The following is a 15,923-nucleotide window of genomic DNA, read 5'->3' on the forward strand; positions in this document are numbered from 1 at the left end:
CCCTCGCTCTCCGCGGTGGACTGGGGCGCCGGACGGCTTCATGATGGGCGGATGAGCCCGTTCGACGAACAGTCCGTGGTCCCCCGCGTCGCCAGCGCGGGGGAAGCCGTCTTCGGCCCCGGCGCGGCCGAGCCGGCCGAGGAGGGCGGCGCGCTCGACACCGTTCCCGGCACGGCCCAGACCTGGCTGCCGCATCGCACGACGTTTCCGCCGATCGACGACTACGCCTTCCTGTCGGACTGCGAGACCACGTGTCTGATCGCTCGCAACGGTGCGGTGGAGTGGATGTGCATTCCGCGACCGGACTCCCCCAGCATCTTCGGAGCGGTGCTCGATCGCGGTGCCGGGCAGTTTCGCATCGGCCCCTACGGTCAGAACGTGCCCGCGGCGCGGCGCTATCTCCCGGGCGGTCTGATCGTCGAGACCACGTGGCAGACCGAGACCGGATGGTTGGTGGTCCGCGACGCTCTGGTGATGGGCAAGTGGCACAACACGGACGAGCGCTCCCGCACGCACCGCCGGGCCCCGTCCGACTGGGACGCCGAGCACTGCCTCATCCGCAGCGTGAAGTGCGTCAGTGGAACGGTCGAGCTCGAGATGAGTTGTGAGCCCGCGTTCGACTACCACCGCAAGCCTGCCGTGTGGGAGTACACCGGCAACGTCTACGAGGAGGCGACGGCCACCGCCACGGCGGGCGACGGCACCGAACCCACCCTCAAGTTGACCACCAATCTGCGCATCGGCCTCGAGGGGCGAGAGGCCCGCGCCCGGACTCGGATGACGGAGGGCGACAACGTCTTCGTCGCGCTGTCGTGGTCGACGCTCGATCCTCCCCGCACCTTCGAGGAGTCAGCCGAGAAGATGTGGCAGACGGCGGAGTGCTGGCGCCAGTGGATCACCATCGGCCGCTTTCCCGACCATCCGTGGCGCGGGTTCCTGCAGCGCAGCGCGCTCACCCTCAAGGGTCTCACGTACGCACCGACCGGCGCGCTGCTCGCCGCGAGCACCACGTCGTTGCCGGAGACGCCGGGCGGAGAGCGGAACTGGGACTACCGGTACGCCTGGGTACGCGACTCCACCTTCGCCCTGTGGGGTCTGTACACGCTCGGCCTCGATCGCGAGGCCAACGACTTCTTCGCCTTCATCTCCGACGTGACGTCGGGCCCGGACGGCGAACCCGTTCCGCTGCAGGTGATGTACGGCATCGGCGGCGAACGCACGCTCGAGGAGGAGGAGCTCGGACACCTGTCCGGGTACGACGGAGCCGTCCCCGTGCGCATCGGTAACGGTGCCTACAACCAGGTGCAGCACGACATCTGGGGCACGATGCTCGATTCCGTCTACCTGCACGTGCGCTCGCGGGAGAATGTTCCGGAGTCGCTGTGGCCCTTGCTGAAGCGTCAGGTGGAGGAAGCGATAGAGCACTGGCGCGAGCCCGACCGGGGCATCTGGGAGGTACGTGGGGAACCGCAGCACTTCACGTCGTCCAAGGTGATGTGCTGGGTGGCGCTCGACCGCGGAGCGAAACTTGCTGTGCTGCACGGCGAGAAGGCGTACGCCGAGGAATGGTCGAGCATCGCCGACGAGATCAAGGCCGACGTTCTCGAGCACGGCGTCGACTCGCGCGGAGTCTTCACCCAGCGATACGGCGACGACTCACTCGACGCCTCGTTGCTGCTGGTGCCGCTCCTGCGGTTCCTGCCGTCGGACGACGAGCGCGTCCGGGCGACGGTGCTCGCCATCGCCGATGAGCTCACCGAGGACGGCCTGGTACTGCGCTACCGCGTCGACACCACGGACGACGGGCTCTCCGGCGAGGAGGGCACCTTCACCATCTGCTCGTTCTGGTTGGTGTCCGCACTGGTCGAGATCGGCGAACTGCACCGCGCGAAGCGACTGTGTGAACGGCTGCTCGGGTTCGCGAGCCCGCTGAAGCTCTACGCGGAGGAGATCGACGCGAAGACGGGTCGGCACCTGGGCAACTTCCCGCAGGCGTTCACCCACCTCGCGCTGATCAACGCCGTGGTGCACGTCATCCGGGCGGAGGAGGCAGCGCAGGCCGGGCAGTTCCAGCCCGCCCACGGCCACCCGCACTCCTGACGGTCAGTCGAGTCGGAGGGCGTTGACCCACAGGCGCGTCGCCGCGTGCACCAGCTGATCCGACGACCACGTCGGCGGCTCGCCGAGGGACGGCTCCACCACGAAATGGGTGAACGCCAGTCGGGAGATCATGCCCGACAACGCAAGTGATGCGACGACGGGATCCACGCCGCTGTCCGCCAGGCCTCGTCGCTGGAGACCGGCGATGCTGCGCGCGTTGCGACGGACGAACGCGTCGGCACGGTTGCGTCGGAGCCGCCGGAACCGGATGTCGATGGCCGCCACCTGTTCGAGCAGTTCCATCAGCTTCGCGTTGCGTTCGTACGCCTCGAAGTACGCGCGCGTGCTCGCCTCGATGACGGCGACCGGATCACCGTCGTCCGGCACGTGTTCGGTACCGGGGTGCATCATGTCGTCCTGCGACACCTCGAGCACCGCCGCGAAGATCTCTTCCTTGCTCGCGAAGTAGGTGTAGAACGTGCCGGACGAGCAGCGAGCCTCGGCGGTGATGTCCACGAGACGGGCGTCGAGGTACCCGGCACGCTCGAACACCACCCGCGCCGCCGCGACGAGCGCAGCGCGCGTGCGCACTCCGCGCGGCGTCGCCGGCGGAGTACGGAGCAGGTCCGCGTCGGCCAGCGACGGCGGATCGTCGTCGGCGGCGGACCCGGTGCCGGCCGGCGGGGTCCTGGTCATGGGTGTCCCCGCGGGAGCGACCGCGGACCTACTTCTTCTTGTCCGCGGACGCGTCGGTGGACAGGGCGGCGACGAACGCCTCCTGTGGCACGTCGACACGACCGATGGTCTTCATCCGCTTCTTGCCGGCCTTCTGCTTCTCGAGCAGTTTGCGCTTACGGCTGATGTCACCGCCGTAGCATTTCGCCAGAACGTCCTTGCGGATCGCACGAATGTTCTCGCGCGCGATGATCTTCGACCCGATCGCCGCCTGGATCGGGATCTCGTACTGCTGGCGCGGGATCAGGTCCTTGAGTCGGGTGGTCATCTTGTTGCCGTAGGCACCGGCCGCGTCGGCGTGCACGATGGCCGAGAACGCGTCGACGGCTTCGCCCTGCAGCAGGATGTCCACCTTCACCAGGTTGGCCGACTCCTCGCCGATCTCCTCGTAGTCGAGGCTCGCGTAGCCGCGGGTGCGTGACTTGAGGATGTCGAAGAAGTCGAAGATGATCTCGGCCATCGGGATGGTGTAGCGCAGCTCGACGCGGGTCTCCGACAGGTAGTCCATGCCGCCGAGCTCACCGCGGCGGCTCTGGCACAGCTCCATGATGGACCCGATGAACTCGCTCGGCGAGATGATGGTGCACTTGACCATCGGCTCGAACACCGCGCGCGCCTTGCCTTCCGGCCAGTACGACGGGTTGGTGACGATGTGCTCGGCGCCGTCGTTCATCTCCACCCGGTACACGACGTTGGGCGAGGTCGAGATCAGGTCGAGCCCGAACTCGCGCTCGAGGCGCTCGCGGGTGATCTCCATGTGCAGCAGACCGAGGAATCCGCAGCGGAACCCGAACCCGAGAGCGACGGACGTCTCCGGTTCGTAGGTGAGGGCGGCGTCGTTGAGTTGCAACTTCTCGAGGGCGTCGCGCAGATCGGGGTAATCGGACCCGTCCACCGGGTAGAGACCCGAGTAGACCATCGGCCGTGGCTCGCGGTATCCGGTGAGCGCTTCGGTCGCGCCGTTGCGGGCGCTGGTGACGGTGTCTCCCACCTTCGACTGACGCACGTCCTTGACGCCGGTGATGAGATAGCCCACCTCACCGACGCCGAGGCCCTTAGTCGCCTTGGGGTCCGGCGAGACGATGCCCACCTCGACGAGCTCGTGCGTCGAACCGGTCGACATCATGGTGACCTTCTCGCGCGGCAGGATCTTGCCGTCCACCACGCGCACGTACGTCACCACGCCGCGGTACGCGTCGTAGACGGAGTCGAAGATCATGGCCCGTGCGGGGCCGTCGGCGTCGCCGACGGGCGCGGGGACCAGACGGACCACCTCGTCGAGCAATGCCTCGACGCCCATGCCGGTCTTGCCCGAGACGCGCAGCACGTCGTCCGCCTCGCAGCCGACGATGTGGGCGATCTCCGCGGCGTAGCGGTCGGGGTCGGCCGCGGGCAGGTCGATCTTGTTCAGCACCGGAATGATCGTCAGATCCTTCTCGAGTGCCAGGTAGAGGTTCGCGAGCGTCTGCGCCTCGATGCCCTGTGCAGCGTCGACGAGGAGCACGGCACCCTCGCACGCCTCGAGTGCACGCGACACCTCGTAGGTGAAGTCGACGTGCCCGGGGGTGTCGATCAGGTGCAGGACGTGCTCGGTGTCCCCCACCTTCCACGGCAGGCGGACGTTCTGCGCCTTGATGGTGATGCCGCGCTCACGCTCGATGTCCATGCGATCGAGGTACTGCGCGCGCATCGACCGGTCGTCGATGACACCGGTGAGCTGCAGCATGCGGTCGGCCAGCGTCGACTTGCCATGGTCGATGTGGGCGATGATGCAGAAGTTACGGATCCTGGTGGGATCCGTGAACGTCGTGTCCGCAAAATTGGTGATGGGGTACTCCTGACGAGACGGCCGTGGTGACGTACAGAATATCTGCACGTCACCACGGCCGGGGTCCCGGGCAGGCCGGAGGCCGGTCGTGCAGGTGGGGCGGGCAGGCCGGAGGGGTCAGGCGGGGGCCGTGGTGGTGGCCGCTCCGGCACCCGCGAGGGTGCTCTCGAATGCCGGTACGAGCGAGTCGAGCAGGTACGGCAGGCTCAGCGGCGAGGTGAAGTAGATGGCGCCGGCCGTGATCGCGTCGGTGAAGACGAGCCTGTTCTCCCGCACCTCCTGCAACGACGAGTACACCGGGTCGGCCTCGAGGGTCGCGCGGTCCTCCGGGGACTCGGTGGCCCAGAGCAGCACGTCGGCGGTGTCGAGCACGGAGAGGTTCTCCAACGGGATGTACGCCTGGGCGTCCTCCTCCTGGACGAAGGCGTCGAGCTCGGACGGGATCTCGAACCCGAGCGAGGTGAGGAAGTCCGTGCTCAGACCGTCCTGATAGGCGATGGCGTTGCCGTCGTAGATCGCGTTCTGCAGGAGGACGGCCTTCTTCCCCGCGAACTCGGGGTGGGCCTCGGCAGCCTCTCGGTACCGGGTGCGGACGTTCTCGACGAGCGCCTCCGCCTCGTCGGGCTTGCCGAGCGCGGCTCCGATGGTGCGGGTCTGCTGATCCCACGGCTCGAAGTAGGGGGAATCGACGTCGCTGTGGGCGATGGTCGGGGCGATGGCGCTCAACCGGGTGTAGTCGTCCTGCGTCATGCCGGCGTTGGTGCCGATGATGAGGTCGGGTTCGAGGGCGGTGACCTTCTCGAACTGGATGCCGTCGTCCTGGGTGAGCACCTCGGGCCGGGCGTCACCCAGCAGATCGTGAGCCCAGGGCCACGTCGCGTCCGGCTGCTCTCCGTACCACTCCGTGACACCGACGGGAACGACGCCGAGAGCCAGCAGGGTGTCCTGCTCGGTCAGTCCGACCGAGACCACACGCTGCGGATCGGCCGGCACGACGGTCTCGCCGTAGGCGTGAGTCACGGTCACCGACCCCTCGGTCGATCCGCTCTCGGTGTCGGACGAGCACGCCGACACCAGCGCCAGGACACTCAGTCCGACGGCCACCACCGTGCGGCGACCCACACGTCCGACACTTCCACGCCTCACGACAACCCTCTTTCACATCGGGAATCTCCCGAAATCGGACTTAGGGTAGCCGAACCTCACTCACGGGTGGTGAGCTACGTCCTCGGTTCTCGGTAGCCTGGTCGGCATGGCAACTCTGGCGTCGATCGGCAAGAAACTGGGACGACTCGCAGTAGCGGAAGGCCCACGCCTGTTCCGGCAGCTGCAGCGGTCCGGCGCCCTCGACAAGGTGACGCAGTCGTTGGGTTCACGCATCGGCGCGTCCGGTGCCGGTGACACGTCACCCACCGGAGCACCGTCGGGACGGCCCGTGACGTCGACCTCGGTTCCCACCGCCATGCGCGCACGGCGCATCGAGTACTCCCCCGCGCTGGACGGCGCCGCGGACCCGGGCGAGGTCGTGTGGACGTGGGTGGCCTACGAGGAGGATCCGTCGCAGGGCAAGGATCGACCGGTGCTCGTGGTCGGCCGCGACGGTTCCACTCTGCTCGGCCTCATGCTCTCGAGTCAGAGCAAGCACGACGGCGACCGCGACTGGCTCGGCCTCGGCGGCGGGCCGTGGGATGCGCAGGGACGCCCGAGTTGGGTCCGTCTCGACCGCGTGCTCGACGTTCCCGAGGGCGGGATCCGACGAGAGGGAGCCGTCCTCCCCCGTGATCGTTTCGACCTGGTGGCACAGCGCCTGCGCTCCGACTTCTCCTGGCACTGAACTCGGATCACAGTCGATCGACGGCGTTCTTGGCCTCGAGCAGCGACAACCCGGTCCGCTCGCGGAGCAACTTGATCGCGGCGATCGCCTGTCCCTCGTTCTTCAGTGCCGTGAGGCGTGGAACGAGGTCGTCCCACCGCGCCGGGCCCGGCGTGAGGGACTCACCGCGTTCGAGGGACTCGACCGCCACCTTCGCGTCGCGCAGTCCGGCGCCAGTTCGTTCCCGATAGACCTTGATCGCCTGAATCTTCTTGTCGGCGGCCAGCAGTCGATGAATCTCGGCGCGAGCACCGTCGTCCAACCCGACCGTTCCGACCTCGCCGGAGGTCGTGGGCCTGCCGGACGCGGCGCGTCCGAGAAGTCGGAACGCGAGCACGGCGGCGACGAGAACGATCAGGGCGACGAGGAACCATCCGGAGGCCGACATAATCTCCAGTGAATCACCTCCGCCCGGACGCCGCGAGGGTCGACAGCTCCGGTCGACTCTGGCGCACATCCATGCCGCGGTGCTACCGTCTCTGTGCGGATGCGATTTCCGCCCCCTTCTTCCCCATTCTCACGGGCGCCACATCCTGCGTCACATTCCTTCGAACCATCCGCACTGGTAGTGCGTTCACTGTGACCCTCACGCATTCCCCGGACTCCCTCGACATCGTCAGCGGAGCCCTGTCCCATCTCTCCCATCGCGCCCGGACACTCGACACCGGTCCGCTCGAAGAGCCTGCGCTGCACATCTTCTCGCACCTGGCGGCGCCTCCGGATGCGGTGATCTCGCATCGCCGCTCACTCCCCGCCTATCAGGCCGCGACCCTCGTCCTCGCCGTCGAGGCCTATGCCGATGACCGCCCGGAGGAGTCGACATCATCTGCGGCACAACGGTGGTCGTCGGTTCGTGGCCACGAGCGGTACCACGACGATCTCGTCGCCATGCTGAGTTCCTGCCGTCGCGGTGGCAGTTGTCGCGGCGCATCGGTCGAGTACCGGTCGGTGGACGTCGGTCCCGCGTCGACGATGTCCGTCCCGGTGTTCGGGTTGCTCGACACCCACTCTCCCGGCGGTATTCCCGTGGCGGTCGCGCTCCACATTCCAGACCCGGCCCACCAGGCCCCACTCCAGATCGAGGTGCTGTCCGGCGATCGAGACGCCGGTGCGAGCACGCTGGACGCCCTCCTCTCGCTCATGACCGACCACGACGTCATGCGCGGGCAGGTCCTGACCCTGGGAGGGAGCGGTGGACGCGGCAACGGCCTCGTGAGGTTCATGGCGAGGCCCACCGTCGCGGGCAAGGACTTGATCCTTCCCGACGGCACCCTCGAGGCGATGACTCGCCATCTCGTCACCGTCGGGTCCTCGGCAGCACGACTACGTGAAGCGGGCCAACACGTGGGTCGCGGCATACTCCTGTACGGCCCACCCGGAACCGGCAAGACCCACACCGTCCGTCACCTGCTGGGACTGGTGCCGACCAGCACGGTGATCGTACTGACCGGGTCCGCGATGCGGCACATCTCGGAAGCCGCCGCGCTCGCGCGTCGACTCACCCCGTCGGTCGTGGTCGTCGAGGACGTCGATCTCATCGCGCGTGAACGCGAGGAGTCCGGGGCGCACTCGCTGCTGTTCGCACTGCTCGACGCGATGGACGGCATGGACGGCGACGCGGACGTCACGTTCGTCCTGACCACCAACAGACCGGACTCCATCGAGCGAGCGGTCCGGGACAGGCCCGGCCGTATCGACCTCGCGGTCGAGATCCCGTTGCCCGACACCCGCGGTCGCGAACGGTTGGCACGGCTCTACCTGTCGGCCGTGAACGTGGCAGCCGATCTCACACCGCTGGTGGAGGCGACCGAGGGTGGAACCGCCTCGTACGTCCGAGAACTCGTGCGCCGCACCGTGGTGGCCGCGATCGAACGCGACGACCATGGCGCCGACGGGCACACGACGGTGATCACCGACGACGACGTCGCCGCGGTGCTCACCGCCTGCGTGGACGAGCGTCAGAGACTGACGCGCTCGCTGTTGGGCGGATCCGGCGTCAGGCCAGCCGGGTGATCTCCACGACGACGTCCAGTTCCGTGGACCCGCCACCGGAGAAGATTCCCTTGAGGGGTGGCACGTCGGCGTAGTCGCGTCCGATACCCACCGAGACGTGCTGTTCGTTCACCGGCACACCGTTGGTCGGGTCGTAGCCCCACCACGATCCGGTCCACGCCTCGATCCACGCGTGTGACTGACCCTCGACCGAGTCACCCACCACCGCTTCGGCATTCGGGTGCAGGTAGCCCGAGACGTAGCGGGCAGGAATGCCGATACTGCGGAGCAACACCAGCGTGAGGTGTGCGTAGTCCTGGCAGACGCCCTTCTTCTCGGCCCACGCCTCCACCGCGGACGTGTGCACCCCGGTGGTGCCGGGAACGTAGGACATCTCCTGGTTCACCCAGTCGCAGACGGCCACCACGGCGTCGTACGGCCCCAGATCCTTCGCCAACTTCTTCGCGACGGACGTCAGCTGACGGTTCCGAGGGACGTAGGTGCTGTGGCCGAGCAGCTCGTTGAACCTGTCCACCACGGGGTCTGCGGCCAGGTCCTCCCAGTCGAGGGTCTCGTCCGGCGGGACGAACGCGTCCGTCTCGACGACGGAGGACCCGGCCACCTCGAGGGACGTGTGCGGAGCGTGCAGATCGAACGCCGTGACCGCGGTGCCCCAGTAGTCGGTGTACCGGTACGACCTCGTCGCCGGATCGGTCTCGACGCGGTTCAGAATGACGTTCTGCCGGGTGTCGCTCCGCGGCGTCAGTCGCGCCTCGTTGTACGAGGACGTGACCGGTGCGTCGTAGTTGTACCCCGTGGTGTGCACGACGCGCATCCGCCAGCTCACAGTTCACCCTCCAATTGTGCTTCGTCCGTTCGGCTTCCGGCGTCCGTCCAGGCGACCCAGGGCGCTGCGTGGAAGTACTGCTTGGAGATCGCCTCACCCACCTCGCGGCAGGTCTCCTGCAACGACATCAGACGGTCCTGCAGGTCCTCCAGCAGAACACCCGGCTGCAGGAACTCGAGTTCACTGCGAGCGCGGCCGAGAAGTCGCTGCGCCTCGGCACGGGATCCGACGCGCATGTCGGGGTGATGGTCGAGGCTGTCGAGCGAGTGTTCGGCCTCGCTCAGTGCGTAGAACACCGAGCGCGGGAACAGCCGGTCGAGGAGCATGAACTCCAGGACGCGTTGAGCGTCGAGAGCGCCACGGTAGGTACGCAGATACGTGTCGTGTGCACCGGCCGACCGCAGCACCGTGACCCACGCCGGCGACGACGGTCGGTCGCCGGCACGGGCGAGCAGCAGGCGGACGGTCATGTCGATGCGTTCCACGGAGCGACCGAGCAGCAGGAACCGGTAGCCGTCGTCGCGGCTGAGCGTCGAGTCGGCGAGCCCGGCGAACATCGCGGCGCGCTCCTCGATGAACCCCAGGAACTCGTGGGGGCCCAGACGCTTCGACGCTCGAATGCGTTCACCCAGTGCGTTGTACGTCGTGTTGAGACATTCCCACATCTCGCTCGAGGTGACCTCGCGTGCGCCGCGAGCGTTCTCGCGGGCGCTCGACAACGAGTCGACGATGGAGCCGTTGCCCTCGCGGGAGAACGCGACGAGTTCCGTCAGCGACCACACGTCCAGGCGCTCGTCGGGAAGCTCGAATCCCAACACTCGCAGCAAGACTCGGGAGGTGTGGTCGGGATCGACGGTCGCGTCCTCGAGCAGCTGGTGCACCGTGACGTCGAGGATGCGCGCGGTGTCGTCGGCGCGTTCGACGTAGCGGCCGATCCAGTACAGCGATTCGGCGTTACGAGCCAACATCAGCGGGCACCGTCCTTCGGGGAGTGGGTCAGCTGTTGCTGCTGCTGTTGAATCTGCTGGCTGTTGAGCTCGGGGCCCTGCTCCGCGGTGGGTGACGACGGGGGTTCGGACACGATCTCCGCCCCGCCGAGCTCACGCTCGTCCTCCTTGGTGGCGCGGCCGGCCAGCACCCACGTGTCCTTGCTGCCGCCGCCCTGGCTCGAGTTGACCACCAGGGAGCCTTCGGGCAGCGCCACGCGGGTCAGACCGCCGGGCAACACCCACACGTCGTCGCCGTCGTTCACGGCGAAGGGCCGCAGATCGACGTGCCGCGGTGCGAGCTGGTCACCGATCTTGGTGGGCACCGTCGACAGCTGCACCACCGGCTGCGCGATCCATCCGCGCGGATCGGCCCGGATCTTCTTGCTGATCGTGGCCAGTTCCTTGGGCGACGCGTCCGGACCGAACACGATGCCGTATCCGCCGGAGCCCTCGACGGGCTTGATCACCAGTTCGTCGACACGGTCGAGCACCTCTTCGCACTCGTCCGGCAGCCAGCACCGGTACGTGTCGACATTGGCCAGGAGCGGCTTCTCGCCGAGGTAGTACTCGATGATGGTCGGCACGTACGTGTAGGTGAGCTTGTCGTCGCCGACACCGTTGCCGATGGCGCTGGAGATGACGACGTTGCCGGCACGTGCGGCGTTGACCAGTCCGGCCACACCGAGAACGGAGTCGGGTCGGAACTGCATGGGGTCGAGGTAGTCGTCGTCGATGCGGCGGTAGATCACGTCGACCTGGCGCTCGCCCTCGGTGGTGCGCATGTAGACGACGTTGTCGCGGCAGAAGAGGTCGCGGCCCTCGACCAGCTCGACGCCCATCAGCCGGGCGAGGAGGGAGTGCTCGAAGTACGCAGAGTTCGCGACGCCGGGTGTGAGGACGACGACGGTGGGGTCCGCCTCGTTGATCGCGGCAGCGGCACGCAGGGCGCGCAGCAGGTGCGTGGCGTAGTCACCGACCGCACGCACCCGGTGGCTGGCGAACAGGTCGGGGAACACGCGCGCCATGGTGCGGCGGTTCTCCATCACGTACGAGACCCCCGACGGCGAGCGCAGGTTGTCCTCGAGGACACGGAACGTGCCCTCGGCGTCCCGGATCAGGTCGATACCGGCGACGTGGATGCGCACACCATTGGGCGGCACGATGCCGAACGCCTCGCGGTGGAAGTGTTCGCACGACGTCACCAGAGATTTCGGGACCACGCCGTCACGCAGGATCTCCTGCTCCCCGTAGATGTCCGCCAGGAAGAACTCGAGTGCCTTGACCCGCTGCTTGATCCCGCGCTCGAGCTTGTTCCACTCGGACGCCGCGATGACCCGGGGCACCTGGTCGAGAGGGAACGGACGCTCCTGCCCCTCGAGCGCGAACGTGATGCCCTGATCGACGAAGGCGCGGCCGAGGGCGTCCGAGCGGGCGTCCAGTTCCGCGGCGTCCGACGGCGCGAGCGCCTTGTGGATTCCCTTGTACGGTCCACGCAGCCCGCCGTCGCCGTCGAACATCTCGTCGAACGCCAGTCCGTACTTCCCGATGTCCCGGTAACCGTCGAAGACGCTCGGCCCGGACGAGGACTGCGACTGCGAACGGCTCTTCTTCGCCTGTGGTGCAGCGCTTGATCGGGGACTCATGGTCGCCATGCTGCCTCACAGGTACCCCTGGAGCACGGTGGACACGTTAATTCCATGCAACCTCACGAGTCACGTGCACACCGACTCCCTGCAGCGAGATCACCGAATTGGGTTACCGGACCGACGCTGGTAGTCTCGTACGTCGGACGTGGGCACGCTCGTGCGCACCCACCGTCACCAGCTTTCACAAGCACTGCACGTACGGCTCGAGAGTGTTCCCCGGAGTCAGCCGTCCCGGACCGAGAAGAGACGAAGGATAACTACGCGTGGCCAACATCAAGTCCCAGGTGAAGCGAATCGCTACCAACGAGCGTCAGCGCCTGCGCAACCAGTCGGTGAAGTCGTCGCTCCGCACCGTGATTCGCTCCTTCCGTGAGGCGACCGAAGCCGGCGACAAGGCCAAGGCCGAGGAGATCCTGCTGACTGCGAGCCGCAAGCTCGACAAGGCAGCCAGCAAGGGCGTCATCCACAAGAACCAGGCTGCCAACAAGAAGTCGGCACTGTCGCTGGCCTTCAACAAGCTCTGATCTCTCCCGAGCCCTCGCGGCTCCTCTCGAGAGTCCCTGTGCAGTTCTTCTCGAGAGTTCCTGTGCAGTAGCTTGTCAGCACTACGCCCCGGGCGAGCACGATGCCCGGGGCGTAGTCGTGTGCCCGGGCGGCGCTGTCAGCGCGAACTCAGCCCCGCCACCACGTTCACGGCGCGTTCCACCGCGTAGTCCGCATCGGCGGCCTGGCCCTTGACGTCCGCGTTGAGCGCGGCCACCACCTGCAGTGCCTCGGCGATGCGCTGCGGATCCCACATGCGGGCCTGCGCCTGCGCCTTCTTGATCTTCCACGGCGGCATCCCCAGTTCGGACGCCATCCGGAACGGATCGCCGCGGCCCGCCGAACCGACCCGCGCCACCGTGTGGACGGCCTCGGCCAGTGCGTCCGCGAGCAGCACGTGCGGTGTGCCGCCCAACATCGCCCACCGCAGTGCCTCGAGGGCGCCGGCACGGTCACCCGACACGGCCTTGTCGGCGATGTCGAAGCCCGTGACCTCCGCACGGCCCGAGTAATAGCGGCGGACCGCCGCGACATCGACCTTCCCCGCCGTGTCCGACACCAGTTGCGAGCACGCGGCGGCCAGTTCGCGGAGATCGGACCCCACCGCGTCGACGAGCGCGGCGATCGCATCGGGAGCGACGCGTGTCTCCGAGTGGGAGCGGAACTCGGCCCGCACGAAGTCGACGCGCTCCGACGCCTTGGACAGCTTCGCGCACTCGTGGACCACGGCACCGGACTTCTGCAGCGCCCCCACCATGGCCTTGGCCCGGCCTCCACCGGAGTGCAGAACGACCAGGACCACACCGTCCACCGGCGTCGCCGCGGCGTCGAGAACCAGCGTCATCGCGTCCTTACCGGCCTCCGCGGCCGCCTCGAAGACGACCACGCGATCCTCGGCGAAGAGGGAGGGGCTGAGCAGTTCCGCGAGCTCGGCGACCGTCGTGTCCCCCGCCCGCAGACGGTCGACCGGCACCTCGGCCCCGGCCCCCACCGTTGCCGCGCGCATCGCGGCCACGATGGACGACACCGCACGCTCGACGAGGAGCTCCTCGTCGCCCAGGACGAGGTGCAGGGGCTCGGGACGGGTGCTGCTCGCTGTCGAACTCACCGGTCGATGGTGCCACGGTGCGCCGACAGCCACCGACGCCGGACCATCACCGCCGCGCCCGCCGCGACGAGGACACATCCCCCGACGACGGCGGCGCCCCGAGGCCCGGTCGGAGTGAGCACCGTCGCACCGGGAGCGTCCGCCGTGTACGCGGCCACGGCCAGCAACCACCGCAGCGGCACCCACGCCACCCCGGCGACGACGGCCCCGGCCTCCACGCTCACGACGGCCACCACGGCCGCCAGCGCTCCGATCACGGTGACCGGCCCGACGACGGGTGCGGCGAGCACGTTCGCCGCCACCGAGTAGACGGAGAACGTTCCGGCCATGGCGGCGACCAGCGGCGCGGTCACCAGGTGCGCCGCCAGCGCCACGGCCACGGCGTCGAGCACCGGACGTCGGCGACCGGGCGGTGCGTCGGCGCGGCTCACCATCGCCGTCAGCACCGGGGCGAGCAGCACGAGAGCGACCGTCGCGGTCACCGACAGCGCGAACCCCCACGACACCGCCAGTCCCGGATCGACGGCCAGCAGCACCAGCACCGCGGTGCACAGGGCCGGCATCACATGGCGACGGCGGCCGGTCATCACCGCCAGCAGACCCAGCACACCCATGACCGCCGCACGCAGGACGCTGGGTGACGGTCTCGCCACCACGACGAACGCGACGAGGACGATTCCCGCGAGCGCCGCGGTGGTTCGAGGCCCGGCCGAGAGCAGCCGAGAGCCGAGGACGACACACCCGACGACGAAGGTGAAGTTCGCACCCGACACAGCGGTCAAGTGGGACATTCCGGCCGCCGTGAACGAGTCCTGGACAGAGACGTCGAGTCCCGACCTGTCCCCCACCACCATCCCCGGGAGCAGCCCCTCCTCCTCACGTGGCAGAGCGATGGCAGCGGCCTCCGCGAGAGCACGTCGCACCACGCCCGACCACCGGAGCAGGGCCGGCGCGCTCCCCACCTCGGGTGGCCCGGTGGCACGTGCGACGGCATCCACCGCGCCCACACGATCGGGAGCCGCGAGCCGCGCCCGAAACGTCACCGACACACCCGGTTCCAGTGCCCGCCACGGATCCGGGGGCGCGAACACGGTGATCCGGGCCGACCCATCGACGACGGTGCCGCGCAGCGTCACTCGGCTCGCTCGTATCGGCACGAGCACCTGATCCGCGAACGAGCCCGTGATCGGACGTGGATCGTCCGTGACGACGCCCTCGACCGTCGCGTACGCACCGCGCAGCGCGCCCTCGCGGACCGGGCCCGTCGTCACCTCGTGCATCCGCAGGGACGACATCGCCGCGAACGCCGCGGTGACGCAGCAGGCCGCCACGACGACGAGCATCACCACCGATCCCCAGCCGTGCCGACGCCGGCACCACCAGCCGACGACCGCCACGAGAACGCACACCGCGGCCAGCACTGCCGCGGGCCGCCACCCCGCGCCGACGGCCACCACGGTCGCAGCCCAGGCCCCCACCGCACTCGGGACGAGCCGCAGATCCACGGCCGGTACGTCGGTCACACCGTGACCAGGGGCGTCAGCTTCTCGAGCCGAGCGGGGCCGACGCCGCTCACCTCGGACAGCTGATCGACGGACGTGAAGCCGCCGTTCTCGGTGCGCCACTGCACGATCGCGCCCGCGGTCACCGGACCGACACCGGGCAGGGCATCGAGCTCCGCCTCCGTCGCCTCGTTCAGCGACACCAGACCCGGGGCCTTCCCGCCGGCATCGGACGACCCCTCACCGGCCACGGACACGGGCGCCGGAGCGAGCGGTACCGACCCCGTCGTCGACCCCACCACCACCTGGTCACCGTCCGACACCTTCGCCGCCCAGTTGAGCCCGAAGAGGTCCGCGTCGTCCCGGCGCCCACCCGCGGCCGCGACGACATCGGCGATGCGGGACTCGGCGGGAACGGTGACGAGTCCCGGGCGCATCACAGCGCCGAGCACGCTGACCACGACTCCCGCGGATTCCGGTGCCGACGTCGTCGGCGTCTCGGACTCGGTGATCAGAGTGGGAAGCGGCGGCACCGCGGTGACCTGCGGAGAATCTCGCATCACCACCGCCCCCACGGCGGCCACGAGAAGGACGGCGGCCACGGCGAGGGCACGGACGCCGCGGGACCCCGGATCGATCCGGAAGCGCGAGCCGACGAGACCCGCGCGGCGATGCACCGCGTCGGACCGGCCGCCGTCGGGGTCGGCCGGCTCGGGAGCAGCGATCTCGGGTGCCATGCCCGCGACGGTAGGCCCGGGCC

The 15,923-nt window shown here is 68.6% G+C and carries 14 protein-coding genes; 4 read left to right on the plus strand and 10 right to left on the minus strand.

From position 1 onward, the window contains the following. The first annotated feature begins 51 nt into the window (after positions 1-51). Positions 52-2,100, plus strand: coding sequence for a glycoside hydrolase family 15 protein (locus tag HQ312_RS09345; protein ID WP_027505707.1), 2,049 nt, complete (start codon positions 52-54; stop codon positions 2,098-2,100). A gap of 3 nt (positions 2,101-2,103) precedes the next feature. On the opposite strand, the gene HQ312_RS09350 is transcribed toward HQ312_RS09345, so the two are convergent. The 3 genes from HQ312_RS09350 to HQ312_RS09360 all read right to left on the minus strand — a co-directional run bounded on the left by HQ312_RS09350 (position 2,104) and on the right by HQ312_RS09360 (position 5,809). Beyond that, positions 2,104-2,796, minus strand: coding sequence for a TetR/AcrR family transcriptional regulator (locus HQ312_RS09350; RefSeq protein WP_051613349.1), 693 nt, complete (start codon positions 2,794-2,796; stop codon positions 2,104-2,106). Between the two features lie 28 nt (positions 2,797-2,824). Continuing rightward, the gene (lepA, locus tag HQ312_RS09355; RefSeq protein WP_269320095.1) at positions 2,825-4,711 is read right to left on the minus strand and encodes a translation elongation factor 4; all 1,887 of its coding nucleotides are present in this window, start codon (positions 4,709-4,711) and stop codon (positions 2,825-2,827) included. A 69-nt stretch (positions 4,712-4,780) separates the two neighbouring features. Beyond that, positions 4,781-5,809, minus strand: coding sequence for an iron-siderophore ABC transporter substrate-binding protein (locus HQ312_RS09360; RefSeq protein WP_200933839.1), 1,029 nt, complete (start codon positions 5,807-5,809; stop codon positions 4,781-4,783). A 106-nt stretch (positions 5,810-5,915) separates the two neighbouring features. On the opposite strand from HQ312_RS09360, the gene HQ312_RS09365 reads away from it, so the two are divergent. Next, the gene (locus HQ312_RS09365) at positions 5,916-6,497 is read left to right on the plus strand and encodes a type II toxin-antitoxin system PemK/MazF family toxin (protein ID WP_222638425.1); all 582 of its coding nucleotides are present in this window, start codon (positions 5,916-5,918) and stop codon (positions 6,495-6,497) included. A 7-nt stretch (positions 6,498-6,504) separates the two neighbouring features. Here the strand turns inward: HQ312_RS09365 and HQ312_RS09370 are convergent, their stop codons facing one another. Next, positions 6,505-6,924, minus strand: a complete 420-nt coding sequence (locus HQ312_RS09370) for a hypothetical protein (RefSeq protein ID WP_056445809.1) — start codon at positions 6,922-6,924, stop codon at positions 6,505-6,507. Positions 6,925-7,115: 191 nt separating this feature from the next. Between HQ312_RS09370 and HQ312_RS22195 the strand changes: the two genes are divergently transcribed. After that, positions 7,116-8,549 (plus strand): ATP-binding protein, encoded by a 1,434-nt coding sequence (locus HQ312_RS22195; RefSeq protein ID WP_222638426.1) that lies wholly within the window; start codon positions 7,116-7,118, stop codon positions 8,547-8,549. Here the strand turns inward: HQ312_RS22195 and HQ312_RS09380 are convergent. Genes HQ312_RS09380 through HQ312_RS09390 form a run of 3 tightly spaced genes read right to left on the minus strand, consistent with a single transcriptional unit; the run spans position 8,533 to position 12,007 of the window. Beyond that, the gene (locus tag HQ312_RS09380; protein ID WP_082544533.1) at positions 8,533-9,363 is read right to left on the minus strand and encodes a transglutaminase family protein; all 831 of its coding nucleotides are present in this window, start codon (positions 9,361-9,363) and stop codon (positions 8,533-8,535) included. The two genes, HQ312_RS22195 and HQ312_RS09380, sit on opposite strands and share 17 nt — an antisense overlap. A gap of 8 nt (positions 9,364-9,371) precedes the next feature. After that, positions 9,372-10,343: an alpha-E domain-containing protein gene (locus tag HQ312_RS09385; RefSeq protein WP_027505702.1), complete on the minus strand. Its 972-nt coding sequence runs from the start codon at positions 10,341-10,343 to the stop codon at positions 9,372-9,374. Then, complete coding sequence (locus HQ312_RS09390) at positions 10,343-12,007, minus strand: circularly permuted type 2 ATP-grasp protein (protein WP_197027785.1); 1,665 nt, start codon at positions 12,005-12,007, stop codon at positions 10,343-10,345. Before HQ312_RS09390 ends, HQ312_RS09385 begins: the two co-directional genes overlap by 1 nt. A 266-nt stretch (positions 12,008-12,273) precedes the next feature. Between HQ312_RS09390 and rpsT the strand changes: the two genes are divergently transcribed. Then, on the plus strand, positions 12,274-12,534 hold the full coding sequence (gene rpsT, locus HQ312_RS09395) for a 30S ribosomal protein S20 (protein WP_027505700.1): 261 nt from the start codon (positions 12,274-12,276) through the stop codon (positions 12,532-12,534). A 137-nt stretch (positions 12,535-12,671) separates the two neighbouring features. Here the strand turns inward: rpsT and holA are convergent, their stop codons facing one another. Genes holA through HQ312_RS09410 form a run of 3 tightly spaced genes read right to left on the minus strand, consistent with a single transcriptional unit; the run spans position 12,672 to position 15,900 of the window. Next, complete coding sequence (gene holA / locus HQ312_RS09400) at positions 12,672-13,661, minus strand: DNA polymerase III subunit delta (protein ID WP_027505699.1); 990 nt, start codon at positions 13,659-13,661, stop codon at positions 12,672-12,674. Beyond that, the gene (locus HQ312_RS22200; protein WP_222638427.1) at positions 13,658-15,184 is read right to left on the minus strand and encodes a ComEC/Rec2 family competence protein; all 1,527 of its coding nucleotides are present in this window, start codon (positions 15,182-15,184) and stop codon (positions 13,658-13,660) included. The genes holA and HQ312_RS22200 overlap by 4 nt, the downstream gene beginning before the upstream one ends. Continuing rightward, positions 15,181-15,900, minus strand: a complete 720-nt coding sequence (locus HQ312_RS09410) for a ComEA family DNA-binding protein (RefSeq protein ID WP_222638428.1) — start codon at positions 15,898-15,900, stop codon at positions 15,181-15,183. Before HQ312_RS09410 ends, HQ312_RS22200 begins: the two co-directional genes overlap by 4 nt. Positions 15,901-15,923 lie beyond the last annotated feature (23 nt).

It is taken from the genome of Rhodococcus sp. BP-316, assembly GCF_019836105.1.
Taxonomy (GTDB): Bacteria; Actinomycetota; Actinomycetes; order Mycobacteriales; family Mycobacteriaceae; genus Rhodococcoides.